This window comes from Streptomyces sp. NPDC048659 (genome assembly GCF_040650575.1).
Lineage (GTDB): Bacteria > Actinomycetota > Actinomycetes > Streptomycetales > Streptomycetaceae > Streptomyces.
Window position 1 is genome coordinate 15,712 of the sequence record NZ_JBEZHM010000045.1, and the last position, 22,935, is coordinate 38,646.

The 22,935-nt window shown below is 74.4% G+C and carries 23 protein-coding genes; 9 read left to right on the forward strand and 14 right to left on the reverse strand.

The features are described 5' to 3' along the window. Nucleotides 1-121 precede the first annotated feature (121 nt). On the forward strand, nt 122-1,333 hold the full coding sequence (locus AB0C99_RS28455) for a hypothetical protein (protein ID WP_362480815.1): 1,212 nt from the start codon (nt 122-124) through the stop codon (nt 1,331-1,333). Between the two features lie 49 nt (nt 1,334-1,382). After that, nucleotides 1,383-1,514: a hypothetical protein gene (locus AB0C99_RS28460; protein ID WP_362480818.1), complete on the forward strand. Its 132-nt coding sequence runs from the start codon at nt 1,383-1,385 to the stop codon at nt 1,512-1,514. A 107-nt stretch (nt 1,515-1,621) separates the two neighbouring features. Here AB0C99_RS28460 and AB0C99_RS28465 read toward each other — a convergent pair whose 3' ends face one another. The 3 genes from AB0C99_RS28465 to AB0C99_RS28475 form a co-directional block, all read right to left on the reverse strand. After that, nucleotides 1,622-2,566: a 3-oxoacyl-ACP reductase gene (locus AB0C99_RS28465; RefSeq protein WP_362480821.1), complete on the reverse strand. Its 945-nt coding sequence runs from the start codon at nt 2,564-2,566 to the stop codon at nt 1,622-1,624. Between the two features lie 118 nt (nt 2,567-2,684). After that, entirely contained in the window at nt 2,685-3,761 is a 1,077-nt protein-coding gene (locus AB0C99_RS28470; RefSeq protein WP_362480824.1) for a Zn-dependent alcohol dehydrogenase, read from the reverse strand. A 45-nt stretch (nt 3,762-3,806) separates the two neighbouring features. Further along, nucleotides 3,807-4,688: a MaoC/PaaZ C-terminal domain-containing protein gene (locus AB0C99_RS28475; protein WP_362480826.1), complete on the reverse strand. Its 882-nt coding sequence runs from the start codon at nt 4,686-4,688 to the stop codon at nt 3,807-3,809. Nucleotides 4,689-5,029: 341 nt separating this feature from the next. Between AB0C99_RS28475 and AB0C99_RS28480 the strand changes: the two genes are divergently transcribed. Genes AB0C99_RS28480 through AB0C99_RS28490 form a run of 3 tightly spaced genes read left to right on the forward strand, consistent with a single transcriptional unit; the run spans nt 5,030 to nt 7,920 of the window. Next, nucleotides 5,030-6,022, forward strand: a complete 993-nt coding sequence (locus AB0C99_RS28480) for an ABC transporter ATP-binding protein (RefSeq protein WP_362480829.1) — start codon at nt 5,030-5,032, stop codon at nt 6,020-6,022. Further along, a complete protein-coding gene (locus AB0C99_RS28485) occupies nt 6,019-6,741 on the forward strand; it encodes an ABC transporter permease (protein WP_362480832.1) in 723 nt (240 codons plus the stop codon). Before AB0C99_RS28480 ends, AB0C99_RS28485 begins: the two co-directional genes overlap by 4 nt. Before the next feature lie 36 nt (nt 6,742-6,777). Continuing rightward, entirely contained in the window at nt 6,778-7,920 is a 1,143-nt protein-coding gene (locus tag AB0C99_RS28490) for a sensor histidine kinase (protein ID WP_362480834.1), read from the forward strand. Between the two features lie 11 nt (nt 7,921-7,931). Here AB0C99_RS28490 and AB0C99_RS28495 read toward each other — a convergent pair whose 3' ends face one another. Beyond that, entirely contained in the window at nt 7,932-8,222 is a 291-nt protein-coding gene (locus AB0C99_RS28495) for a hypothetical protein (RefSeq protein WP_362480837.1), read from the reverse strand. A 20-nt stretch (nt 8,223-8,242) separates the two neighbouring features. Here AB0C99_RS28495 and AB0C99_RS28500 point away from each other — a divergent pair, with 20 nt between their 5' ends. Next, the gene (locus tag AB0C99_RS28500; protein WP_362480839.1) at nt 8,243-8,371 is read left to right on the forward strand and encodes a hypothetical protein; all 129 of its coding nucleotides are present in this window, start codon (nt 8,243-8,245) and stop codon (nt 8,369-8,371) included. A gap of 650 nt (nt 8,372-9,021) precedes the next feature. Here AB0C99_RS28500 and AB0C99_RS28505 read toward each other — a convergent pair. The 5 genes from AB0C99_RS28505 to AB0C99_RS28525 form a co-directional block, all read right to left on the reverse strand. Further along, nucleotides 9,022-10,335: an MFS transporter gene (locus AB0C99_RS28505; protein WP_362480842.1), complete on the reverse strand. Its 1,314-nt coding sequence runs from the start codon at nt 10,333-10,335 to the stop codon at nt 9,022-9,024. Between the two features lie 17 nt (nt 10,336-10,352). Beyond that, nucleotides 10,353-11,633 carry a hypothetical protein gene (locus AB0C99_RS28510; RefSeq protein ID WP_362480845.1) on the reverse strand — a complete coding sequence of 427 codons (1,281 nt, stop codon included), beginning with the start codon at nt 11,631-11,633 and terminating at the stop codon, nt 10,353-10,355. 58 nt (nt 11,634-11,691) lie between these two features. Next, entirely contained in the window at nt 11,692-12,861 is a 1,170-nt protein-coding gene (locus AB0C99_RS28515) for a hypothetical protein (RefSeq protein ID WP_362480848.1), read from the reverse strand. 104 nt (nt 12,862-12,965) lie between these two features. Continuing rightward, complete coding sequence (locus AB0C99_RS28520; protein ID WP_362480850.1) at nt 12,966-13,283, reverse strand: hypothetical protein; 318 nt, start codon at nt 13,281-13,283, stop codon at nt 12,966-12,968. Between the two features lie 76 nt (nt 13,284-13,359). After that, nucleotides 13,360-13,584 (reverse strand): hypothetical protein, encoded by a 225-nt coding sequence (locus AB0C99_RS28525; protein ID WP_362480853.1) that lies wholly within the window; start codon nt 13,582-13,584, stop codon nt 13,360-13,362. Nucleotides 13,585-13,649: 65 nt separating this feature from the next. On the opposite strand from AB0C99_RS28525, the gene AB0C99_RS28530 reads away from it, so the two are divergent. Further along, nucleotides 13,650-13,958: a DUF6225 family protein gene (locus tag AB0C99_RS28530; protein WP_362480855.1), complete on the forward strand. Its 309-nt coding sequence runs from the start codon at nt 13,650-13,652 to the stop codon at nt 13,956-13,958. Between the two features lie 60 nt (nt 13,959-14,018). After that, nucleotides 14,019-14,651 carry a response regulator transcription factor gene (locus AB0C99_RS28535; protein WP_362480984.1) on the forward strand — a complete coding sequence of 211 codons (633 nt, stop codon included), beginning with the start codon at nt 14,019-14,021 and terminating at the stop codon, nt 14,649-14,651. 10 nt (nt 14,652-14,661) lie between these two features. Here the strand turns inward: AB0C99_RS28535 and AB0C99_RS28540 are convergent, their stop codons facing one another. The 4 genes from AB0C99_RS28540 to AB0C99_RS28555 all read right to left on the reverse strand — a co-directional run bounded on the left by AB0C99_RS28540 (nt 14,662) and on the right by AB0C99_RS28555 (nt 20,054). Further along, nucleotides 14,662-15,132, reverse strand: a complete 471-nt coding sequence (locus AB0C99_RS28540) for a hypothetical protein (RefSeq protein ID WP_362480858.1) — start codon at nt 15,130-15,132, stop codon at nt 14,662-14,664. Continuing rightward, the gene (locus tag AB0C99_RS28545) at nt 15,129-16,583 is read right to left on the reverse strand and encodes an MFS transporter (RefSeq protein ID WP_362480861.1); all 1,455 of its coding nucleotides are present in this window, start codon (nt 16,581-16,583) and stop codon (nt 15,129-15,131) included. The genes AB0C99_RS28540 and AB0C99_RS28545 overlap by 4 nt, the downstream gene beginning before the upstream one ends. Nucleotides 16,584-16,659: 76 nt before the next feature. Beyond that, complete coding sequence (locus AB0C99_RS28550) at nt 16,660-17,850, reverse strand: lipid-transfer protein (protein ID WP_362480863.1); 1,191 nt, start codon at nt 17,848-17,850, stop codon at nt 16,660-16,662. Nucleotides 17,851-17,873: 23 nt separating this feature from the next. Next, a complete protein-coding gene (locus AB0C99_RS28555) occupies nt 17,874-20,054 on the reverse strand; it encodes an acyl-CoA dehydrogenase (RefSeq protein WP_362480866.1) in 2,181 nt (726 codons plus the stop codon). A gap of 311 nt (nt 20,055-20,365) precedes the next feature. On the opposite strand from AB0C99_RS28555, the gene AB0C99_RS28560 reads away from it, so the two are divergent. Next, nucleotides 20,366-22,543: a DUF4157 domain-containing protein gene (locus AB0C99_RS28560; protein WP_362480868.1), complete on the forward strand. Its 2,178-nt coding sequence runs from the start codon at nt 20,366-20,368 to the stop codon at nt 22,541-22,543. Nucleotides 22,544-22,561: 18 nt separating this feature from the next. On the opposite strand, the gene AB0C99_RS28565 is transcribed toward AB0C99_RS28560, so the two are convergent. After that, on the reverse strand, nt 22,562-22,915 hold the full coding sequence (locus AB0C99_RS28565; protein WP_362480871.1) for a hypothetical protein: 354 nt from the start codon (nt 22,913-22,915) through the stop codon (nt 22,562-22,564). Nucleotides 22,916-22,935: the final 20 nt, after the last annotated feature.

Here is a 22,935-nt window from a genome sequence, read left to right on the forward strand (position 1 = left end):
CAACCGGCCCCCTCCGGCGGGCGGAACCGCCGGAGGGCCACCCTTTGGGGTGAAGTGGGTCGGCACGCGTTGTTCGGCTGGAAGTGCGAAAACTAGCTTCGTGGCCGGAGGTGACGAGTCGATGACAGCCTGTGCCATCGAGACGGCGGCCGGGAACGGCGGAGCCGGCCGGCCCGCACCCGCGGACCGGGGGTCGTTCACGATCACCGCGAACGGCGCCTACGCGGCCCGCATCGCGGGGACCGGGGACGCGCTGTACGCCGAGCGCTGGACGCTCGACGGCCCCGAGCCGTACGCCGTGCCGCTGCCGCTCGCCCAGCCCGAGGAGCGCGGCACGCCCGTGCTGCCGCTGGCCGACGGGCGGGTGCTGGTCGCCCGCCGGGTGGACGGGCGGCGGCACACGTTCTCGCTGCTGTACCCGACCGGGCCCGGGACGGGCGAGCTGATGCTGGGCGCCGTCGAGGCGCCCGGCCCGGGATTCGGCCCCGGTCCCGACGCGGGCCCCGGCGGTCTCGTGCTGCTGCCGCCGTCGCCGGACGGCATCTGCGCGTACGCCATGTGCGTCGGCCAGGACACCACCACGCTGTGGCTGGTGGCGGGCGGCGCCTTCGGGCCCGAGCAGGTCGCCGAGGTGAAGGGCCGCTGCTCCGGCGGTGTCTGGCTGGACCGTACGGGCCGGATGCTCGCCCTCGACCGGCGCCTGGACGACGGCCCGGTGAAGGCGGTCGCGGTGGACCTGGAGCGCGGCGGCGAGGTGACCCCGCTGCTCCAGATCACCGAGGACAGCCACGACCGGCTGCTCCTCGCGGACCCCGACAGCGGGCTGCTGCTGATCCGCTCCGACGCGCCCTCCCCGGGCCGCGACCGGCTCGGCTGGGGCGTGCTGGGCAGCCTGCTGCCCGTGCGCTTCCCCGACTGCCTGCGGATCGACGACGCGGCCGTGACGCCGTTCGCCACCCAGCCGGGGCAGGTGCTGCTGCCGGAGGGCTGCGGGGTGGCGCTGCGGATCGACACGGCCGCGGGCAGCTGGGTGGGCACGTGGCGGCCCTCCGCGCGCCGGATGGCCCACCTGGCCGCGCCCCCCGGCTGGCTGGCCGGCACGGGCCTGTGGACGCCCCAGGGGCTGCTCCGCCTCCCGTACGCGACCCCCGGCACGCCCTGCGGGCTCACGGCCCTGGCGGAGCCCGAGGAGCCGCCGGAGCCCGAGGGGCCGCCGCGCGCGCCCGATCCGGCGGCGACGGGGGCGACGGGGGCGGCGACGGGTGCCTTCAAGGTCTGCCGTCCGGTGCCTTTGCAGCAGGCTCCGCTGACGGACCGCCGACCCGCTCGTTAGACTCACGGGCCGCAAGGCAAGCAGCGAGAACAACGGGGTGAGTTCCACCATGAGCGACATGGACCCGCAGGAGCCGAACGGCTCGGGCAAGCACCGGGGCGACTCGGCGGGCGCCGAGGACCCGGCGTCGACGACCACGGCGCCGCACGGCCGGCACCGCCGCGAGCCGGACGCACGGTAAGCGGTACGCAATACGCAGTAGGCAGTAGGCAGTAGGCACGCGTACGGCCCCCGGGGTTCCGAGAACCCCGGGGGCCGTACGCGTTCCCCGGCCGCACCCCCGCGCGGTCAGCCCTTCTTCAGCCCCAGCACCTCCGCCGCCGCGAAGGTCTCCCCCGCCGGGCGGGCCGCGTAGTGCGGCGTGAGCAGCCCGTCGAGCTCCTCGTAGGTGAAGGCGTCCTTCGCCGTGTCGAACTTGGCCGCCACCTTGGGGCGGTCCACGATCGCCACCATGCCGCCGTGGACCACGAGCAGTTGCCCGTTGACGCCGGCCGCCGCCGGGGAGGCCAGGTAGCCGACGAGCGGGGCCACGTGCTCCGGCGACAGCGGGTCGAGCGCGTCCTCGGCCGTCGGCTCGGCGAAGCCCGCGAAGACGTCCTCCGTCATCCGGGTGCGCGCCCGGGGGCAGATCGCGTTGGCCGTGACGCCGTACTTGGCGAGGGCGAGCGCGGTGGAGGTGGTGAGGCCGACGATGCCGCCCTTGGCCGCCGCGTAGTTGGGCTGTCCGGCGGAACCGGCGAGGAACGCCTCGGACGAGGTGTTGACGATCCGCCCGTAGACGCCGCTCTCGCCCGCCTTGGCCCGGCCCCGCCAGTGCACGGCGGCGTGGTGGGTGGTGTTGAAGTGGCCCTTGAGGTGGACCCGGATCACCGAGTCCCACTCCTCCTCGCTCATCGAGAAGACCATCCGGTCGCGCAGGATGCCCGCGTTGTTGACGAGGACGTCCAGCTTCCCGAACTCGCTCACGGCCAGGCCGACCAGGCCGCGGGCGGTCTCGAAGTCGGCGATGTCGCCGAGGTGGGCGACGGCCCGGCCGCCCGCCGCGCGGATCTCGGCGGCGACCTCCTCGGCGGGGGTCGCCGACGCCTCGCCGGAGCCGTCCCGGCCGGGCTGCCCGTAGTCGTTGACGACGACGGCCGCGCCGAGCCGCGCCAGTTCGAGCGCCTCGGCCCGGCCGAGCCCGCGGCCGGCGCCGGTGACGATCGCGCTCAGTCCCTCAAGCGGGAGTGACATGGGGATCAGGTCCTCTCAGGTGGGGTGCCGGGGGCCGGAGCCGGGGGCCGAAGGCAGGGGCCGAAGGCAGGGGCCGAAGGCGGGCGGCCGGTCGCCGGGTCCGGATGGCCGGTGCCGGTCAGATCTCGATGCAGGTGCGCAGCGCGACACCCGTCCGCATCTGCTCCAGCGCCTCGTTGATCCCGGCCAGCGGCACCCGGTGCGTGATCAGGGACTCCAGGTCGATGCGGCCGGCCCGCCAGAGCGCGATGGCCCGTTCGTACGAGCGGAGCACGTCCCCGCCGCCGTACATGGAGGGCAGGATCCGCTTCTCGTCGAAGAACAGCTCGAACATGTTGAGCTGGAGGTGGTCGTCGAGGGCGCCCGCGCCGACGACGCAGAGGGTGCCGCCGCGCCGGGTGGTCTCGTACGCGGTGCGGGCGGTGGCGGACTTGCCGACGACCTCGAAGACGTAGTCGAAGCCCTCGCCGCCGGTGAGCCGCTGCTTGGCGTCGGCGAGGCCGTCGGGGGCGACGGCCTCGGTGGCGCCGAAGCGGAGGGCGGCCTCGCGGCGGGACTCGACGGGGTCGACGGCGACGATCTCGGCGGCGCCCTGGAGCTTGGCGCCCTGGATCGCGGAGATGCCGACGCCGCCGCAGCCGATCACGGCGACCGAGGAACCGGCCTCCACCTTGGCCGTGTTGATGGCCGCGCCGAGGCCGGTGGTCACGCCGCAGCCGATGAGGGCGGCGATGTCGAAGGGCACGTCGTCGGGGATCGGGACGGCGCAGCCCGCGTCGACGACGACCTCCTCGGCGAAGGTGCCGGTGCCAGCGAAGCCGAAGACGTCGCCGCCGGGGCGCTTGAAGTTGGGGATCCCGGCGTTCATGAAGCCGGCCAGGCAGAGCTGGGTCTGGCCGCGCTTGCAGGCGGGACAGCTGCCGCAGGCGGGCAGCCAGCAGAGCAGCACCCGCTGGCCCTCGCTCAGCCCGGTGACCCCGTCGCCGACGTCGATGATCTCGCCGGCGCCCTCGTGGCCGGGGATGAAGGGCGCGGGCTGCGGGAGCACGCCGCTCATGGCGGAGACGTCGGAGTGGCACAGGCCGGTGGCCCGGACCCGGATCTTCACCCGGCCGGGGCCGAAGCCCACCGCCTCGACGTCGTCGAGCACTTCGAGCTTGTCCTGGCCGATCTCGTGCAGTACGGCTGCGCGCATGGTGCGGCTCCCCTCGGGGCTTGTCTCAGGAGTTCTGGCGAGATGTCAGGAGTGGTCCACGACGGTGTCGGCGAGTACGGGCGCGTCGTCCCGCTCGACGGCGCTGACCGCGATCTGGATCCGGCCGCCCCCGGCCTCGGCCCCATCCCCCCCTGTCTGGCGCCACATCCGGATCCGCAGGGTCTCGCCCGGGAAGACGATCCCGGCGAAGCGGGTGCGGTAGGCGCGGACGCGGGTGACGTCGCCGCCGAGGAGGGTGTCGACGGCCGCCTTGAGGGTCATGCCGTACGAGCAGAGGCCGTGCAGGATCGGCCGGTCGAAGCCCGCGAGCTTGGCGAACTCGGGGTCGGCGTGCAGCGGGTTCCAGTCGCCGGAGAGGCGGTAGAGCAGGGCCTGCTCCTCGCGGATGGGCCGCTCGACGGTGGCATCCGGCTCGCGGCCGGGGAGCTCCAGGCGCTCGGAGGGCCCTCGGTCGCCGCCCCAGCCGCCCTCGCCGCGTACGAAGATCTGGGCGTCGCTGGTCCACAGCGGGCCGTCCGCGTCGGCGGCCTCGGAGCGGAGCACCAGGACGGCGGCCTTGCCCTTGTCGTAGACGGCGGCGACGCGGGAGGTGGAGACGGCGCGGCCGGAGACGGGCAGCGGGCGGTGCAGGGTGACCGACTGGCCGCCGTGCAGGACGGCGGCGAGGTCGATGTCGATGCCGGGGGCGGAGAGCCCGCCGACGACGCCCATGCCGGCCCCGGCGACGGTCGCGAAGCTGGGCAGCACGTGCAGCCGGGATTCGAGGGTGTAGCGCAGCTCGTCCGGGTCGGTCGCGGGGACGCCCGCGCCGAGGCCGAGGTGGTAGAGCTGGACGTCCTTGTGGTCCCAGCCGATCTCCGCGCTGCGGGGCTCGGCGGCGACGGCCTTGGCGGCGTCAATGGGCATCGGCTTGCGACTCCTTGGGATCCATGGTGAACCTTCGCGCACCGTGGTGGACCTTGGTGAACCTTGGAGGTGGAAGACCTCGGCGCGGTCGTCCGCACCGTCGACCGCGCCGAGGCCGTGCGGGGACCGAGTCCGGAACGGAATCCCCCAGAGCTAGAACCTGTTCCAGTTCGGTGACCCCCATGTATAGCGGAGGGGTGTGCCGTTGGGAACCCTCCTGACGGCATGTCAGATCACCGCGTCGCCGGCCCCCGGCCCGGGGCACCCGGGACATTTGTCACCGCCAGGTCCGTACACCCGCTCCTGCCCGGCCCCGCCCTCCCCTCCGTAGCGTCCTGTCCATGACGAACGAGCCCGCCGTCGCCTTCGAGGCGGCCACCAAGACGTACGGTCCGGTCCGCGCCGTCGACAGCGTCGACCTCACGATCCGCCGCGGCGAGACGGTCGCGCTGCTCGGCCGCAACGGCGCCGGGAAGTCGACCGCCCTCAACCTGCTGCTCGGCCTCGACACCCCCGACAGCGGCCGGGTCCGCCTCTTCGGCGGCACGCCCGCCCGCGCGGTCGGGGCGGGCCGGGTCGGCGCGATGCTCCAGGACGCCCGCCCGGTCCCCCGGGTCACCGTCCGCGAGCTGGTCGCCTTCGTGGCCCGCGCCTACCCGGCCCCCCTGCCGGTCGCCGAGGCCCTGGAGCTGGCGGGGCTGACCGCCTTAGCCGACCGGCGCGTCGACCGGCTCTCCGGCGGCCAGGCCCAGCGGGTCCGCTTCGCCGTCGCGCTGGCCGGGAACCCCGAGCTGATCGTCCTGGACGAGCCGACCGCCGCCCTGGACGTGGAGGCCCGGCAGGTGTTCTGGGACGCGATGCGGGCCTACGCCGGGCGCGGCAACACCGTGCTCTTCTCCACCCACTACCTGGAGGAGGCCGACAGCAGCGCCGACCGGATCGTCGTCGTCGACGCGGGCCGGGTGGTCGCCGACGGCACGGCCGAGGAGCTGAAGCGGCGGGCCGGCGGGGCGCTGGTCTCCTTCGACCTGGCCGGCCGCCCGACCGAGGGCCTGGACGCGCTGCCCGGCGTCACCTCGACCGAGATCCGCGGCGACCGCGCGCACCTGCGCAGCGACGACTCCGACGCCACCGTCCGCGCGCTGGCCGCGCTGGACGCCATCCGGGGCCTCCGGGTCGCCCCGGTCTCCCTCGACGACGCGTTCCTCGCGCTGACCGGCGGGGGCGCCGGTGCGGGTGCCGGAGCCCCCGGGACCGGGAGCGGCACCGCGCCCGCGCCCGACAGCACCCCGAAGACCGCGCACCCCGCCACGACCGTGGAGACGGCCCGATGATCACCGCCTACGTCCGCCTCGAAGTCCGCCGCACCCTGCGGGACATCGGCTTCGCGATCTCCTCGGTCGCGGTGCCGGTCCTGATGTACCTGCTCTTCACCAACCTCGGCGGCCAGAACGACCCCTCGGTCAAGGCCGCCGCCATGGTCGGCATGGCCGCGTACGGGGCGCTGGGCGCCGCCCTGTCGCTGGGCACCGGCGTCGCCGAGGACAAGTCCTCGGGCTGGCTGCGGCAGCTCCGCGTCACCCCGATGACCCCGCGCCAGGTGGTCACCGGCCGCGCCCTGACCGGGACGGTCGTGGTGCTGCCCGCGATCGGCGCGGTGCTGCTCGCGGGCGCCCTCGTCAACGGCGTACGGCTGGAGCCCTGGCAGTGGGCGGCGGTCGCGCTCGCCCTGTGGGCCGGCTCGCTGCCCTTCACCCTGCTGGGCCTCGGCAACGGCTACCGGCTGTCCGCGCAGACCACCGGCGTCGTCAACGTGGCCTGCAACCTGGGGCTCGCGGTGGCCGGCGGGCTGTGGTTCCCGGTGGACCTGTTCCCGGGCTGGCTGCGCGCGATCTCCTCGTACACCCCGACCAACCGCTTCGCCGAACTCGGCCGGGCCCTGACGGAGGGCACGATGCCGGGCGCGGCGGCGCTGGCGATCCTGGCGGCGTGGGCGGTGCTGTTCGGGGCGTACGCGGCGGTCTCGTACCGTCGTTCGGCACGGACGGCCTGAATCCGCACCGGCGATCCGAAAGAAGGCTGAACGATCATGCGCGAGCGACGCGGCGAACGGACCCCGGAGCAGATGGGCCCGCCCAACGGCTTCGCCATGCTGCCCTGGCTGCTGATGGGCATGGGGGCGGTCTCGAACCTCCTCCAGGGCCACACCCCCAACCCCTGGATCGGCGCCTTCGGCCTGCTGGCCTTCAACTCCCTCTACATCACCATCGTCTTCCGCGCCTTCGACCGCGCGAAGCGGGAGGCGCCCGCGACCTGGTGGCTGCTGGCCGCGATGACCGCGGTCACGCTGGCCCTCGCCCTCGCCTACGGCGGCCCCTACCTCCTCTTCTTCCCGCTGCTCGGCCTCGCCGTGGGCGCGGTGGTCCGGGGCAGGATGGTGGGCCGGATCGTGTTCCCGCTGTGCGTGCTGGCGGGCACGGTGGCGGGGGTGCGGGACGGGTGGGGCGCGATCAACGTCGCGTACGGGACGTTCATCTCGGCCATGGTGACGGCGGCCGTGCTCACCCTCTCCGAGACGGTGAAGGAACTGCGCGCCACCCGCGAGCAACTGGCCCGCGCCGCCGTGGAGAAGGAGCGGCTGCGGTTCTCCCGGGACCTGCACGACCTGCTGGGGCACACCCTGTCGGTGATCGTGGTCAAGTCGGAGGCGGCCCGGCGGCTGGCGCCGCGCGACCTGGACGCGGCGCTGGCGCAGGTCGCGGACATCGAGTCGGTGGGGCGGCAGGCCCTGACCGAGATCCGCGAGGCGGTCACCGGCTACCGCGAGACCACCCTCGCGGCGGAGCTGGACCGCGCGCGCGACGCCCTCGCCGCCGCGGGCGTCGAGGCGGTGGTGCGCCGCTCGGGCCCGCCGCTGGAGCCGACGGCGGAGGCGCTGCTGAGCTGGGTGGTCCGCGAGTCGGTGACCAACGCGGTGCGGCACAGCGGGGCGCGCCGCTGCGAGATCGATCTGGCGGGCGGCGGGGAGCGGGTCCGGCTGACCGTCACGGACGACGGGCGCGGCCCGGCCGAGGGCGCCCCCGGCAGCGGCCTGAAGGGCCTGCGGGAGCGGGTGGCGGCGGCGGGCGGCACCCTGGAGTCGGGCCCGGGCCCGCGCGGCGGCTTCCGCGTGACGGCGGAACTCCCGGCGGACCCGGCCCCGGACCCGGACCCGGCTGCCGCCGCCGGCTAGGGATCAGCGGATCAGCGGCTTCCCGAAGCCGCGGGTGCGGACAGACCGCCCCCGGCCCCCTCGGCGCGGCGCTCCTCGGCGTGGCGCAGGGCGTTCATCTCGGCGCGCTGTTCCGGCGTGCGGTAGTCGGAGAAGTACACCAGCGTCATCGAGGTGAAGAAGGCGGCGGTGATGGCGATGGCGTAGGTCACCGCCGGGGAGAAGACCGGGATGGTGAGCAGGGAGGTGAAGGCGAAGGCGTTGGCGTCGACGCCGCCGAGGGGGCCCACGATCACGCCGCCCACCAGGCAGCCGACGACCATGCGCGGGTAGATCCGCTTGAGTGGTGCAGGTGACGCCGGGGATTTTGCCCTCGGCGCCGAGCATGCCGGTGAAGTTCGGGGTCATGACGGCGGCCATCACGGCGGTGCCGACCCAGGGGTCGATCCGCAGCTTCCTGGCCGCGTTGTAGGCCACCATGAGGGGGAGGAAGAACAGCACCGAGCGCCACATCGCGTCGACGAACACCCAGGTGGCGGACTTGTCGGCGGCGCGGGTGTCGATGACGCCGAAGGCTTCCAGGACGGCGGTCCCGGCGATGATCAACGAGGCGCCGAGCAGGACGCCCATGAGGGGGCGGAACGAGTCGGAGAGGTACTCGAAGAAGTCGTCGACCAGGGCGTAACGGCCCCGCCCCTTCGCCCGGACGGCGGCCTTGACCTCGGCGTCGGACCGCCCGCCGGACCGCCCGCCGGCCCTTCCTCCGGACGTGTCGCCCGACGAACCGCCGCCCATCGAGGGCAGGTTCATGATGGCGGCGTGGAGGCGCCCGACGGCGCCGCCGATGACGATCTGGAAGCGGTCGCCGGACTGCGGGACGGTGCCCATGACGCCGTCGAGGGCGTCCAGGGCAGCCCGCCCACCAGGCGGATGATGTCTCTGCTTGTTCCTCGGTTTCCCGTGCGGATGTGCTCACTATGCGTCCTTGCACACTGTGAAACGGATAGGGCGGAGCAGGAATCGGTCACACGACTTCGGATGACTGACGTTCCCTCGTGATTCATCGCCATATCGCGTCCGACAGGCCCCAAAGGCCCCGGAATACAGAGACGTTGGTCCCGATCACACGTCCCGGGCACGGGAGTCGGGGGCCGGTGCGGCGGAGGGGATCAGCCGATCGATCCCGATGATGGGGAGGGCCGTCAGGAAGCCGCCCACCACGCCGATCCACAGGCAGGGCACGACGCCGATCCGCGAGCCGAGCCAGCCGGCCAGGATCGCCGCCACGGGCATGCTTCCCCACACCACGAACCGGATCGAGGCGGTCATCCGGGCCAGCATGTTCCTGGGGCAGACCCGCTGCCGCACGCTCACCTGCGCGATGTTGAAGGTCACCGCGCCCCACGTCATGCCGAACTGGCCGAGGACGAGCAGGCCGACCGGGATCGCGGCGGCGGCCCCGCCCGCCCCGCCCAGGGATCCGGCCGCCGGGAAGGCCGCCATGGAGACGCCCGCGAGCAGCAGGCCGACCGTCATGGTGCGGCCCGCGTCGAGCCGGGCCCGGACCTTCGGGAGGGTGAAGGCGGCCAGCAGGCCGCCGAGGGTGCCGACGCCGAGGACGACGCCCATGACCGTGGAACCGAGCCCCAGCGTCCGCAGGATGAGCAGGGGCGTCAGCGTCATGGTGAGGGTGGCGAAGAAGTTCGACACGCCCACCGCGACGAGCAGCCGCCGCAGTACCGCGCTGCCCACGACGAACCGGACCCCGTCGAGGATGTCCCGCGTCAGCCGGGCGTCCCCCGCCGCCTTCTCGCGGCGCGACGGCTCGGAGTCCTTGACCGTCGCGAGGAGACCGGCGCACACCGCGTAGGCCACCGCGTCGAAGGCGATCACCACGGGCGCGCTCACCGCCTTCAGGAGGAGTCCGGCCGCGGCCGGCCCGCCCGCGGCGGAGATCTGCGCCGAGGACTCCAGCCGCGCGTTCGCCCGCTCGATGCCCTCGTCGGGGACGATGAACGGCACGTACGACTGGTACGCGACGTCGAAGAAGACCGAGGCGACCCCGACGACCACGGCGACGGCGTACAGCCACCCGAGCGACAGCCGGTCGAAGAACCACAGCGCGGGGACGGCGGCCAGCACGACGGCGCGTATCACGGCCGCTCGGATCATCGTGGTCCGCTTCGACCACCGGTCGACCCACGCGCCGGCCGGCAGGCCGATCAGCAGGTAGCAGACGGTGAGGGCGGCGGTCAGGTAGCCGACCTCCGACGCCCCGGCGTGCAGGGTGTCGATCGCGACCACGGGCAGGGCCACCAGGCCGAAGCGCTGGCCGGCCTGCGACACGGTCTGCGCGGCCCAGAACCGCGCGAACCGGGGCCGCCCGGTGTCCACTTCCGACGAGGCCGCTGCGGCGTCGGACACGGAGACGTTCATCGGCTGTCCTCCCACGGTCAGGCCCGGTTCACGGAGAACACGACCCGGACGCCGACCGTGGAGTTGATCCGCTCGTTCAGCCCCCAGATCCGGCCCTGCGCCGGGTCGTAGCCGAGGTTCTGGGTGTAGACGGGCGCGGTGGTCAGGACGCGCGGGGCGGTGTCCGGGGCCGCCTTGTGGACGCAGGAGTACGGGGCGCCCGACGGGTCGCCGGAGCCGCCGCCGACGCCGCTGGGGCAGTCGCCCGCGAGGTACCAGTCGGTGCCGTCGGTCGCGGCACCCTGCATGGCCCACACCGGGGACGCGTACGCGGCGGTGGCGTGCCCCGCCGGGATGCCGGTGGCCGGGTCGAGGGCCCAGCGGACGACCCGGCCGCCCGCGGCGCCCGGCTTGTACTCGGCGGAGACGAGGCCGGGTTCGCCGGTGCGGTCCAGGCTCAGGGAGTTGAGGCAGGGCCGGTCGCCGGTGGCGGCGGAGCAGGCGCCGCCGTCGGCGGTGGTGACGTACTGGCCGATCATCGGCAGCGCGTAGGAGCTCCAGCGGGCGGACGAGGTGGTGCCGGAGCCGCCGACGGCCTCGGCGCTGGAGTTGACCTTCCAGATGTGCCGCAGGTCGTAGACCTGGAGCCAGCGCCCGTTGGCGACGAAGACCTTGTCGCCGTACCAGACGACGCCGTCGCTGTGGCTGGAGACGCCGGTGAAGCTCCCCTTGCCCTCGGCGTCGAGGGTGGGGCGGACGAGCAGCAGGTGGTTGTAGCGGATCTGGCCGCCCTCGGCGTTGACGAGGCTGAGGCGGCTGAACTCGTTGGCGACCTTGGCGCCGCCGGTCTGCAGCCCGCGGCTGAAGTGCCAGGAGGCGAGGAAGGCCGGGCGGCCCTCCCACAGCCCGCCGGGCTGGGCGTCGTAGGACCCGGTGAGGCCCTGCGGGGTCCAGCCGCCCGCGTCGGTGTACGAGTTGGAGGTGTCGTCGGCCTTGTCCCAGCAGAAGCCCGAGGGGCTGAGGGAGGCGGCGAGGCCGGTGGTGTGGCACAGGCCGGCCCGCCCGGTGCGCCCGCCCGAGGCGAGCACCTGGGTGGCGGTGCGGACGGCGACGGCGCCCTGGGCCTCGACGGCCTCGATGGCGGCGGCGTTGTCGGTGAAGGTGGTGCCGGGGCGGAGCCCGAAGCTCCCGACGGTGGCGGCGTCCACGGCCGCGAACGGCATGGCCGCCTGGGCGGGCGCGGCGGCGACGAGGGAGGAGGCGAGGGCGAGGAGGGCGGCCCCGAGCACGCCGAAGCGGGTACGTGGTTTCTGTGGCATGGCCAGAGATCCTAGGCGCGCCCGGAATGTCCTCGCCGACCCGCGGGGGCGGACGGCGCTACGTTCCGGGTACGCCGCCCCGGACGCCCCCCGGCGCGGAGCGCAGCACGTGGTGGAGCTCGCCGAGGCCGCCAGGCCCGAGGATCCTGCGGTGTACGGGGTCGGAGCGGAGCTCTTCGAGCAGGGCCCGGCCGCGCGCGTCGCCGCGCAGGGCGAGCCCGGACGCGGCGGCGATCCGCCCCGCCACGTCCGGGTGCCCGAGCTGGTCCGCCAGCGCGGCGCGCACCCGCGGGGTGTCCGCGCGGAGCCAGACCAGCCGTTGCAGCGCGGGCACCCGCACGTCGGGTACGGGGTCCCCGGCGAGGCGGACGAGGGCGTCGAGGACCTCGGGGCCATGGGGCAGCGCCCCGCCCACGTACCGCCGTACCCCCGCGTCGGGATGGCGGGCGTGCCGGAGGAAGGCCCGCGTCTCCCCCGGCCGGCAGTGCAGGCCGAAGGCGCGCATGACGCTCCGGAGGGCGTACGGGTCGGACTCGGTGTCCAGCAGCGGGCGCAGGAAGTCGGCGGCCTCGTCGGCGAACGGCGCCTCGATGTCCTCGACGCTGATCTGGGGCGGGAGTCCGAGGCTGCCCAGGGTGTCGGTCCCGAAGAGCCGGTGGAGGCGGGACTCCCCGTCGCGGGCGAGGTCGCGGGCCCAGACGAAGGTCTCCCGGTCGAAGCGCAGGCCCAGCCGGAAGGACGAGGAGAACCAGTCGGCGTGCCCGGGGTCGCCGGAGACCAGGGCGCGGGCGAGGAGTTCGCCGGCCGGGCGGTGGATGCCGAGCGCGGCCTCGACGTCGGTGACGACCGCCCGGTGGGCGGGCGGGGGCAGGGCCCCGGCGTCGAGGGCGTCTTGGGCGGCGCGGAGGGCGCGCCGGTGGGGGCCACCGCCGGGTGCGGACACCTGGGGCTCCCCGGGCAGCATGGCCTGGAGCTCGGCGGCCCTGCCGTGGGCCGCCGCCCAGGTCACCGGGTCGAGCCCGGCGGGCCCGGGCCGGTCCAGGTCGACCCGCCCGACGAGCGCCGAGACGAGCTCGTCGCGGCCGGCCCGCAGGACGGCCCAGAAGAGGGTGGTGGCGTCGTCGTCGGTGAGCGCGGCGGCGGGGGCGAGGGCGTGGCCGTCGAGGAACTCGGAGACGGTGAGATCGTCGCCGCGCTCGACGGCGGCCAGGAGCGTGGTCAGCTGCACCGGGCGATGATGCCCGGAAGGGCGGGAGGGGGCGAGGGGATTACGGGGGCGGGGGGGATTGCCGGGCGGGGCCGGGGCTTACCGGGCGGGGCCGGCCGGGCGGGTCAGCTCCCGATGCTCTGCTCGGACGCGTTGCCGCCGATGACGGCGCTCTGGCTGTCACCGCTGGCACCGGGCCGCCCGACGTGACCGGAGTGACCGGAGTGGCCGCCCTGACCGCCGTGCCCCGCGTGCTCGGCGTGACCGGCACCGCCATCGCCACCGCCGGTGTCACCGCCGGTGCCGAGGATCCCGGCGAGCCCGCCGCCGGGCAGGTCGAGCGGCGCGGCCTGGGCGGCACCGGAGCCCGCGCCGAGGGCGGCGCCGGTGGCGAGGAGGAGGGCGGCGGCGAGGGTGCGCCGGGAGGTGCGGAGTGGGTTCATGGGCTGCCAACGAGCGGGCGGGGAGGGGGTTGCGCACCCCGCCCGTCGGGAAGGCAGCCGTCCGGGCAGGTCGGATTCAGATGATGTGCCCGGTGTTGACCCCCTCCACGGTGGCGAGCGGCCGGCTGAGGACGAGTTCGCCGACGCCCTTGTTGACGTGGCCGCCGACGCCCTCGGCGGTGACGTCGGGCGTGTCGCCGCGGCCGAGGAGCCCGGTCGGGTCGGCGTGGGCGGTACCGGTCACGGAGAGGGCGGCCCCGGCGAGGGCGAGGGCGGCGAGGACACGCTGGGAGTTCTTCACGCCCCGCCCAACGAGCCCGACGGGGGCCGGGACACCGGGACTTCCGGCGTTCTACCCTGGGCCGCGTGGCGGACGACGAGGACATTGAGCTCTACCGGCACGAGACGGTGGAGCTGACGGTGGGTGAGCTGCGCGCGGCGCTCGCGGGGCTACCCGCCGACACGCCGGTCCGCGTCGACGTGCCGGTGCGGCCGAGGGCGGGCGCCATGCGGGACTCCCTCGACTCGGGCCACAGCATGTTCGTCGTGTGCGGCGTGGTCCTGGACGACTCCGACCACCTACGGCGGGACGAGCTGGTGGTGCAGGCGGATTTCTGCACGGAGTGGTACGTGCGCCCCGCAGGCTCCGGCGGCGCTCCGGCCGACGAGGACTGACCCACCGTTTCGCGGGCGCCCCAACGGACCCGGCGGCCTAGGCTGTTCCCCGTGAACGAGATGCCGCAGGACCACCGCCCCGCCAAGAGCATCCGGGTCCTCCTCGCCGAGGACCAGGGCATGATGCGCGGGGCGCTCGCGCTGCTGTTGGGGCTGGAGCCCGACATCGAGGTCGTCGCGCAGGTGGGGCGCGGGGACGAGATCGTGGACGCGGCGCTGCTCGCGCGGCCCGAGGTGGCCTTGCTGGACATCGAGTTGCCGGGGCGGTCGGGGCTGGACGCGGCGGGGGACCTGCGGGACGAGGTGCCGGACTGCCGAGTGCTGATCCTGACGACGTTCGGGCGGCCGGGGTATCTGCGGCGGGCGATGGAGGCGGGGGCGGCCGGGTTCCTGGTGAAGGACGGGCCGGTCGAGGAGCTGGCGGAGGCGGTCCGGAAGGCGCTCCGGGGGGAGACCGTCATCGACCCCGCCCTCGCCGCCGCCGCGCTCAGCGCGGGCCCCAATCCGCTGACCGCCCGCGAGCGGGACGCGCTCGGGGCGTCGGTCGACGGGGCGACGATCGCGGACATCGCCGGGGTCCTGCACCTCTCGGAGTCGACCGTACGGAACTACCTGTCCTCCGCCATCGGCAAGACCGGCACCCGCAACCGCATGGAAGCGGTCCGCGAGGCCCGCCGGCAGGGCTGGCTGTAGCAGCCGCCCGTCAGCTCTTCCGCTCCAGCGCGTAGCGCTCGTCCATCGTGCACACGAAGTCCGGGTCGTCGCTCACGCACAGGGTGCCGCCGGCGTCGATGACGTTGATGTCGAGCATGCACGCCCCCATCTCCTGCCCCTGGAATTGGAGGGCGAGCATGGCGCCCGAGGCGGCGGTCTCGTCCCCGAACGCCCCGCCGTCGTGCTCGACGTAGAACACCCAGCTCCCGCTGGAGTCGCCGTCGGGGCACGACGGGTACGTGTACGAGTCCAGGCCGACGGACTCGAACCGGAAGGTGTGGTCGGCGCCGAAGGTCACCCGTCCGCCGGCGTCGCCCACCCACGTTCCCACCAGGTCGTCCCGCGTGATCTCCGTCTTCTCCGGCTCCCAGAAGTGGCAGGAGGTCGCCGTCAGCAGAGCCACCGTCACCGGAAGCACGCGCGCCCAGCTGCTCCGTCCCGCCACGCTCATCGCGCTCACTTCTCCCGCTCCCGTCCCGGCAGCCACACAGCCATCAGGAGCGACGTCGCCAGGAGGACGCAGGCGGCGACGCGGAAGGCGGCCGCGTAGCCCTCGGTCAGGGTCGTCGGGGTCGGGGTGTCCGTGGTCCAGGACGCCGCGACCGTGGAGAGGATCGACAGGCCCAGCGCGCCGCCCATGGTGCGGGAGGTGTTGATGAGGCCCGAGGCCAGGCCCGCCTCGGCGGGCGGGGCGCCCGTCGTGGCGAGGATCGCGAGCGGGGTGGAGCCGACGCCGATGCCGAACATGATGAGGACGCCCGGGATCAGGATCGACATCGCGTACGTGCCGTCCGGCGTCATCGTCGACTGCCAGGCGAAGCCGCCCGACGCGAGCAGGATGCCCGCGACCGCGACCCCGCGCGGGCCGAAGCGGGGCAGCAGGCGGGGCGCCAGCTTCGAGCCCGCGATGACGCTCACGGAGCTCGGGACCAGCGCGAGGCCCGCCTGGAGCGGGGTGTAGCCGAGGACGTTCTGCGCGTACACCGTCATGAAGAACCACGAGCCGAACGTCGTCGACGCGCACAGCGCCATCGACGCGTTCGCCGCCGACACCGCCCGCGTCCGGAAGATCCGCAGCGGCATCAGCGGCGCCGCCGCCCGCGTCTCCCACCAGACGAACGCGCCCAGCACCAGCGCGCCCGCCGCCAGCGGGGCGAGCGTCGAGGGGGCGCCCCAGCCCGACTCCTCCGTCTGCACGATCCCGTACGCGAGGGTCGCCAGCCCGCCCGTCACCAGCACCGCGCCCGGCAGGTCGAGCCGCCGCCCGCCCGGCACCCGGCTCTCGGCCAGCCACAGCCACGCGCCGACCAGCACCAGCGCCCCGATCGGTACGTTGATCAGCAGCACCCAGCGCCAGGAGAGCAGGTCCACCAGCAGCCCGCCCACGAAGCCGCCGGCCGCTCCGCCCGCCGCCCCGACCGCCGTCCAGGTGCCCACCGCGCGGGTCCGCGCCGGGCCCGCCGGGACGGCGGCGGTGAGCAGGGTGAGCGTGGACGGGGACAGGATCGCCGCGCCCAGGCCCTGCACCGCGCGCGCGGCGAGCAGTTGCCAGCCCTCCTGGGCCAGCCCGCCCGCCACCGACGCCAGCGTGAAGAGCGCGAGGCCCGCCACGAACATCCGCTTGCGGCCGAACAGGTCCGCCGCCCGGCCGCCCAGCAGCATGAAGCCCGCGAAGGCGATCGCGTACGCGTTGATCACCCATTGCAGGCCCGCGGCCGTCAGGCCCAGGTCCGTCCGCATCGACGGCAGCGCCACGTTCACCACCGACACGTCCAGCACCACCAGGAACTGGCCGGCGCAGGCGAGCAGGACCACCAGCCAGAGGCGGGCGCCCGGCCCCCCGCCCGGCCCCGTGTCCGATATGCCGGGGGGCGTTGTGTCGGTGGCTTTACTCGTGTCGGTTCGCGGCATGTCCGTCATGGTCGCAGACGGGCCCCGCCCCGTACATCGCCCCCGTACGCAGAGCCGTCCAGCGGCGAGAGCGCCCCTACCCCCGCCGCAGCAGCGTCACCACCGCCGCCCCGCCCAGCCCGATGTTGTGCGCGAGGCCCACGTCCGCCCCCGGCACCTGCCGGCCGCCCGCCTCGCCGCGCAGTTGCCAGACCAGCTCCGCCGCCTGCGCGAGGCCCGTCGCGCCCAGGGGGTGGCCCTTGGAGATGAGGCCGCCGGACGGGTTGACCACCCATCGCCCGCCGTACGTCGTGGCGCCCGACTCGACGAGTTTGCCCGAGGCGCCCTCCTCGCACATGCCGAGCGCCTCGTAGGTCAGCAGCTCGTTGATGGAGAAGCAGTCGTGGAGCTCGATCACGTCCACGTCCTCGATGCCGAGCCCCGACAGCTCGTAGACCCTGCGCGCCGCCGCCCGCGACATCGGGCGGCCGACCACGTCGATGCAGCTCCCCGAGGCGAAGGACTCCTCGGTGTCGGTGGTCATGGCCTGCGCGGCGATCTCCACCGCCCGGTCCCGCAGCCCGTGCTCGGCGACGAAGCGCTCGGAGACGACGACCACCGCCGCCGCGCCGTCCGAGGTCGGGGAGCACTGGAGCTTGGTCAGCGGGCGGTGGATGGTCTTGGCCGCCAGGATCTCCTCGACCGTGTACACGTCCTGGAACTGCGCGTTCGGGTTCTGCGCGGAGTGCCGGTGGTTCTTGGCGGCGACCGCCGCGAGCTGCGCCTCCGTCGTGCCGTGCCGGTCCATGTGCTCGCGGGCCGCGTTGCCGAAGATCTGGGCGGTGGGCGGGGACATCTCGAAGCCGTGCCCGGCGGCCATGATCCCGTAGTGGCGGGCGACCGGCGAGGTCTTGAAGTCGCCGCCGTCCGAGCCGCCGCCGAGGGCGCCGCGCGCCATCTTCTCGAAGCCCAGCGCCAGCACGCAGTCCGCGATACCGCCCTCGACGAGCTGCCGCGCCATCATGAGGGCGGAGGAGCCGGTGGAGCAGTTGTTGTTGACGTTGTAGACGGGGACGCCGGTCAGGCCCAGTTCGTAGACGGCCCGCTGGCCGGCCGTGGACGCCTGGAAGCAGTAGCCGACGGGCACCTGCTCGACGAGCCCGTACGGGATCCCGGCGTCCGCGAGCGCGGCGGTCCCGGCCTCCTTCGCCATGTCCCAGTACTGCCAGTCCCGGGTCTCCGGCTTCTCGAACTTCGTCATCCCCACACCGACGATGTACGCCTTCATCGAAGCCCCTCCTTCTTCCTCGGTCAGTCCCTCGGCAGGCCGAGCAGCCGCTCGGCGACGACGTTCAGCTGTACTTGGGTGGTGCCGCCCGCGATCGTCAGGCAGCGCGACATCAGCAGCCCGTGCACCGCCCGCTCCCCCGGGCCCTCGCGCAGCGCGCCCTCGGGGCCGAGGAGTTCGAGGGTGAGTTCGGCGAGTTTCTGCTGGTGGACGGTCTGGACGAGCTTGCGGACGCTGGCGCCGGGCCCCGGTTCGAGGCCGGAGACCTGGAGCAGGGTGGTGCGCAGCCCGATGCAGGCGAGCGCGTGCGCCTCCGCGACGAGGGCGCCGATCCGGGCGCGTACGGCTCCGTCCTCGTCGCCCGCGCGCGCGATGAGCGCCTCCAGGCCGGTGTCGAAGGCGACCTGGTCGGCCATGTGGACGCGCTCGTTGCCGAGGGTGTTGCGGGCGACCCGCCAGCCGTCGCCGGGCTCGCCGACGACCGCGTCGGCGGGGAGCACGGCGCCGTCGAACCACACCTCGTTGAAGAGCGACTCCCCGGTGATCTCCTTGAGCGGCCGGATGTCGATGCCGGGGGTGTTCTTCATGTCGACGATGAAGTAGCCGAGGCCCTTGTGCTTGGGGGCGTCGGGGTCGGTGCGGGCGAGGAGGATGCCGTAGTCGGCCCACTGGGCGGCGCTCGTCCACACCTTCTGGCCGGTGATCCGCCAGCCCGTCCCGTCCTCGGTGCGTTCCGCGCGGGTACGGAGGGAGGCGAGGTCCGAGCCCGCCTCGGGTTCGGAGAAGAGCTGGCACCACTGCTGTTCGCCGCGCAGGGTGGGCCCGAGGTGCCGGGCCTGCTGCTCGGGCGTGCCGTAGGCGAGGAGCGAGGGGACCACCCAGGTGGCGATGGACAGCGGGCTGAGCCGCACCCCGGCCGCGTCCATCTCGCGCTGTACGGCGAGCTGGCGTACGGGCCCGGCGCCGAGCCCGTACGGGGCGGGGAGGTGCGGCGCCGCGTAGCCGGTGCCGGCGAGGGCGCGGCGGGCGGCGCGCGGGTCGAGCCCGGCGGCGGGCGCGAGCGCCGCGCGGGCCTCGGCGCGGAACGCCTCGGCCTCCGGCGGGAGTTCGACGCGCAGTTCGCGGCGGGTCCCGGCGGCGGCGCGGCGGACGGCGGCGATCCGGTGTCCGTCGCCGCCGCCGAGGAGCTGCCGGGCGACGAGCGCGCGGCGCAGGTGGAGGTGGGCGTCGTGTTCCCAGGTGAAGCCGATGCCGCCGAGGATCTGGACGCAGTCCTTGGCGAGCCCGTACGCGGTGTCGAGCGCGGCGCCCGCCGCGAGCGAGGCGGTGAGCGAGCGGGCGTCCACGGTGTCCTCGCGGGCGGCGCGGGCGGCGTCCCAGGTGAGCGCGCGGGCCTGCTCCAGCCGGACCAGCATGTCGGCGCAGAGGTGTTTGACACCCTGGAACTGTCCGATGGGCCGGCCGAACTGCACGCGGGTGCGGGCGTGTTCGGCGGCGAGGTCGAGGGCGCGGGCGGCGGTGCCGCAGGCGTCGGCGGCGAAGAGGACACCCGCGAGGTCGGCGACGAGCGCCGGGTCCCCGACGGCGACGATCCTGCCGGAGGGTACGAAGACGCCGTCGGCGGCGACCTCGGCGGTCGGCCGGGTCGGGTCGGCGCTCTCGTGCGCCCGTACGGCGAGGGTGTCGGCGTCCACCGCGAGCCACACGGTCCCGTGCGGGGCCCGCGCGGCCAGCAGCAGCAGGTCGGCCTGCGCGCCGCCGAGGACCGGCGGGGCGGTGCCGTCGAGGACGTAGCCGTCGGCGCCGAGCGCGGGCGCGGCGGTCAGGTTGCCGGGCCCGAGCGCGACGGCCCCGGTCCGCTCCCCCGTCGCGAGCGCGGTGGCGTCCTCGGCGCGGCCGGCCCGGTGCAGGACCTCGGCGGCGAGGACGGTGGGGAGGTACGGGCCGGGCAGCAGCGCCCGGCCGGCCCCCTCCAGGACCACGGCGAGGTCCACGAGGTCCCCGCCGCCGCCCTCGCACTCCTCGGGCAGATGGATGCCGAGGAGTCCCTGCGCGGCGGCCCCGTCCCAGTACCCGGGCCTGCCCGCCGCGCCGCCGGGCGCGTCGAGGTGCTTGCGGACGTCCTCGGGCGGTACGGCGCGGGTGAGCCAGCCGCGGACGGATCGGGCGAGCTCCCGCTGTTCGTGCGTGATGGCGATGCCCATGGCACGGCAGACTAGAACACGTTTCAATCTGACGGAAGGTCAGATACGGGTCGGATCGCGGAGCGCGCCACGCGGGGGCGCTTGGGCAGCGACCGCTGCCCTCCCTCCTGTCCGCTGAGGCATTCCTGCGGCCGGGTAGAAGAGGTGTCGTGGAGTGGAACCCGACTGCCCCACGGAAAGGCGCCCTCTCCATGGCTCGCGAAGCCGACCGGTCTCAGGATTCCGCACACCGACACCAGCCCCCGGCGACCCGAGCCCCTCTCCCCGCGTCCGGTGCGCTGCACCTCCAGCGCACCGCCGGGAACAGCGCGATGGTCCAGCTCCTGCGCCAGGCGGGCCACCCCTGGGCCCAGGAACAGCACCAGCACTCGGCCGGCTGCGGACACCAGGAGAACGCACAGGCCGAACAGCCCTCGGTCCAGCGCTCCGCCGTCCACGAGGTGCTGCGCGCCTCCGGACGGCCCCTCGACGACGCCACCCGCACCGACATGGAAGCGCGCCTCGGCGCCGACTTCTCCGACGTCCGCGTCCACGACGACTCCGCCGCCCGGGCCTCCGCCGCCGAGGTCGGCGCCCGCGCCTACACCTCCGGCAGCCACGTCGTCATCGGCGACGGCGGGGCCGACCGGCACACCCTCGCCCACGAGCTGACCCACGTCATCCAGCAGCGCCAGGGCCCGGTCGCGGGCACGGACAACGGCTCGGGGCTCCGGGTCAGCGACCCCTCGGACCGGTTCGAGCGGGAGGCCGAGGCCAACGCGACGCGGGTGTTGACGGGCCCGGCGCCCGCGCCGCAGGCGCCGACGGCACCGGCGGAGGCATCGCCGGAGGCGGCGCGTCCGGCCCCGGCGGTACAGCGCGCGATCGGCCTTGAGGTGGAAGTCGACCGGCCGGTCGTCCGGCACGACGGGACGGACGTCAAGGTCGGCAACAGCACGGGCATCGAGATGATGAGCCACTCCGGCCAGGGCATCAAACTGGTCTCGGACAGCCGGAGCACCTACACGAACGCCGAGTTCGTGGCCGAGCCCAGCGGGGTGCTCCCCGGCGAGGAGCAGCGGTTCCCGCGCACGCTGGCGCAGACCATCGGGCATCTGGAGGAAGCCCACCGGCGTCTCTACACCCCCGATGCCGACACCCCGAAGGCCGGAAAGCAGATGAACAAGCTCTATCCCGAGAAGGAGGGATACGAGCTGGCCCCCGGCTTCAAGACGGCGAGGGTCGCCCCGGAGAAGCCCCATGCCGAGCGGAACGGCCAGGAAGGGAAGGGGCAGGGGCTCTTCGTCCACCAGACCGTGGGCCTTCCCTTGAACGGCATGACAGACGTCTTCGCGGCGGCCGTGCAGACGCCGGAGCCACGGAGCAGGACCCAGAGCAAGGTCCGCGCCCTGGTGAAGAGCAAGGCCCACGAGCACCTGGTGCGGTCGGTCCAGGTCGGGAACGAACTCGGCGCGCGGTTCCTGGGGTCACAGGCCGCCGCCGCCGCTCCCGGTCACGAGGCCGCGGTGGGCGCGCAGGAGGTCCGCGGCTTCGGTTCGCTCTGCTACACCCAGTTCGCCGCGCTGGCGGACAAGCTCCGCTCGGACGGTGCGGGGACGCCGCCGGGCGAGACGGCGCCGGGACAGGTGAAGAACAAGACCGCGGTGCTGGCCCGGGTGAGCCTCGGCACGGTCCAGCAGTCGATGCCGGGTTCCGCGAAGGTCTACCTCGTCAACGACGTCGAGGCGATCCGGAACGACATGTGGGCGCACTACTACGCGGTGGCGCCGAGGACCGGCCCGGACGTCCCGCCGATGAGCGACGCGCACGTCCAGGAACTCGACCAGTACCTGACCGAAGCCCTGTCGGGTATCGCCCAGTTCCTCCCGACCCCGGATGACCCGAACCGCCTGGTGGGCCCGCAGGAGCGGGCGTTCGGCGGCATGACCGAGCTCACCTCGCTGGACTCCCCCGGCGGGGTCCCGGTCGTCCCCCTGGAGTTCCGCAGCTTCGGGGTCGGCCTGGCGAGCTTCGACGACATCCGCCAGGACGCCGGCCATCTGGAGAACTGGTCGAGGACGGCGCACGCGACCGCGGCGAAGGCCCGCAGCGGAGAAGAACAGCGCGCGTACGAGCCGATCGGGGTAGCGGCCCCGTGGCACGCCGCCGCACCCCAGGCGGCACCCCAGCTGTCGTACGAGCAGCAGTTCACGCAGTCCTTGGAACGGTGCCGCCAGATATACCAGCAGCGGTCCACGGAGCGGACCGTCGCGGCTCTCGCCCCCCTCCTCCAGGTTGCGAGCGTGCTCGCCACGAAGGGCGGCAACCCCCAGGGCCCTGCGGAGACCCTCGCCGCGCTGGAGCACGTCATGGCCAACGGAGGGCCCCTGGCCGACGTGCAGCAGATCGCCGCCCGCTTCACCGAGTGGGCGGGGGCCGTCGGCATGGCGCAGGTGAACGGGCCGATCGCGAGAGCCGTCGCCACGTACGGGCAGGCCATGGGGGCCTAGTACTCCAGGTACTCCAGGTCAGTCGCGGGGCGGGTTCGACCGCTCTCGCAGGAACGCGCCCGCGTGGGCGGCGGCCTCCTCCCTCGTGGCGTACCAGACGCCCTCCGCCGCCGCACCGCGCGTTCCGTCCGCGCCCTCGCCCGTCCAGATCCAGCCGCCGGACGCCTGGTCCCGCACCAGTTCGGCCGTGCCGCCGAAGAGTGCGAGCGCCCTGGTCCCGGCGGCCGGCCGGGGGACCGCGTCGGGCCACTTCTTGCGTGCGCCCTGGCGCGTGATGCCCCAGACCGCGCCCATCTGCTCGTAGTTCGCGCCGTAGGACCCCGCCGTCGCCGCCGCGATCGCCGTCAGATCCTTGACCTCCGCGTCCAGCACCTTCCACGCGGCGAGGACCG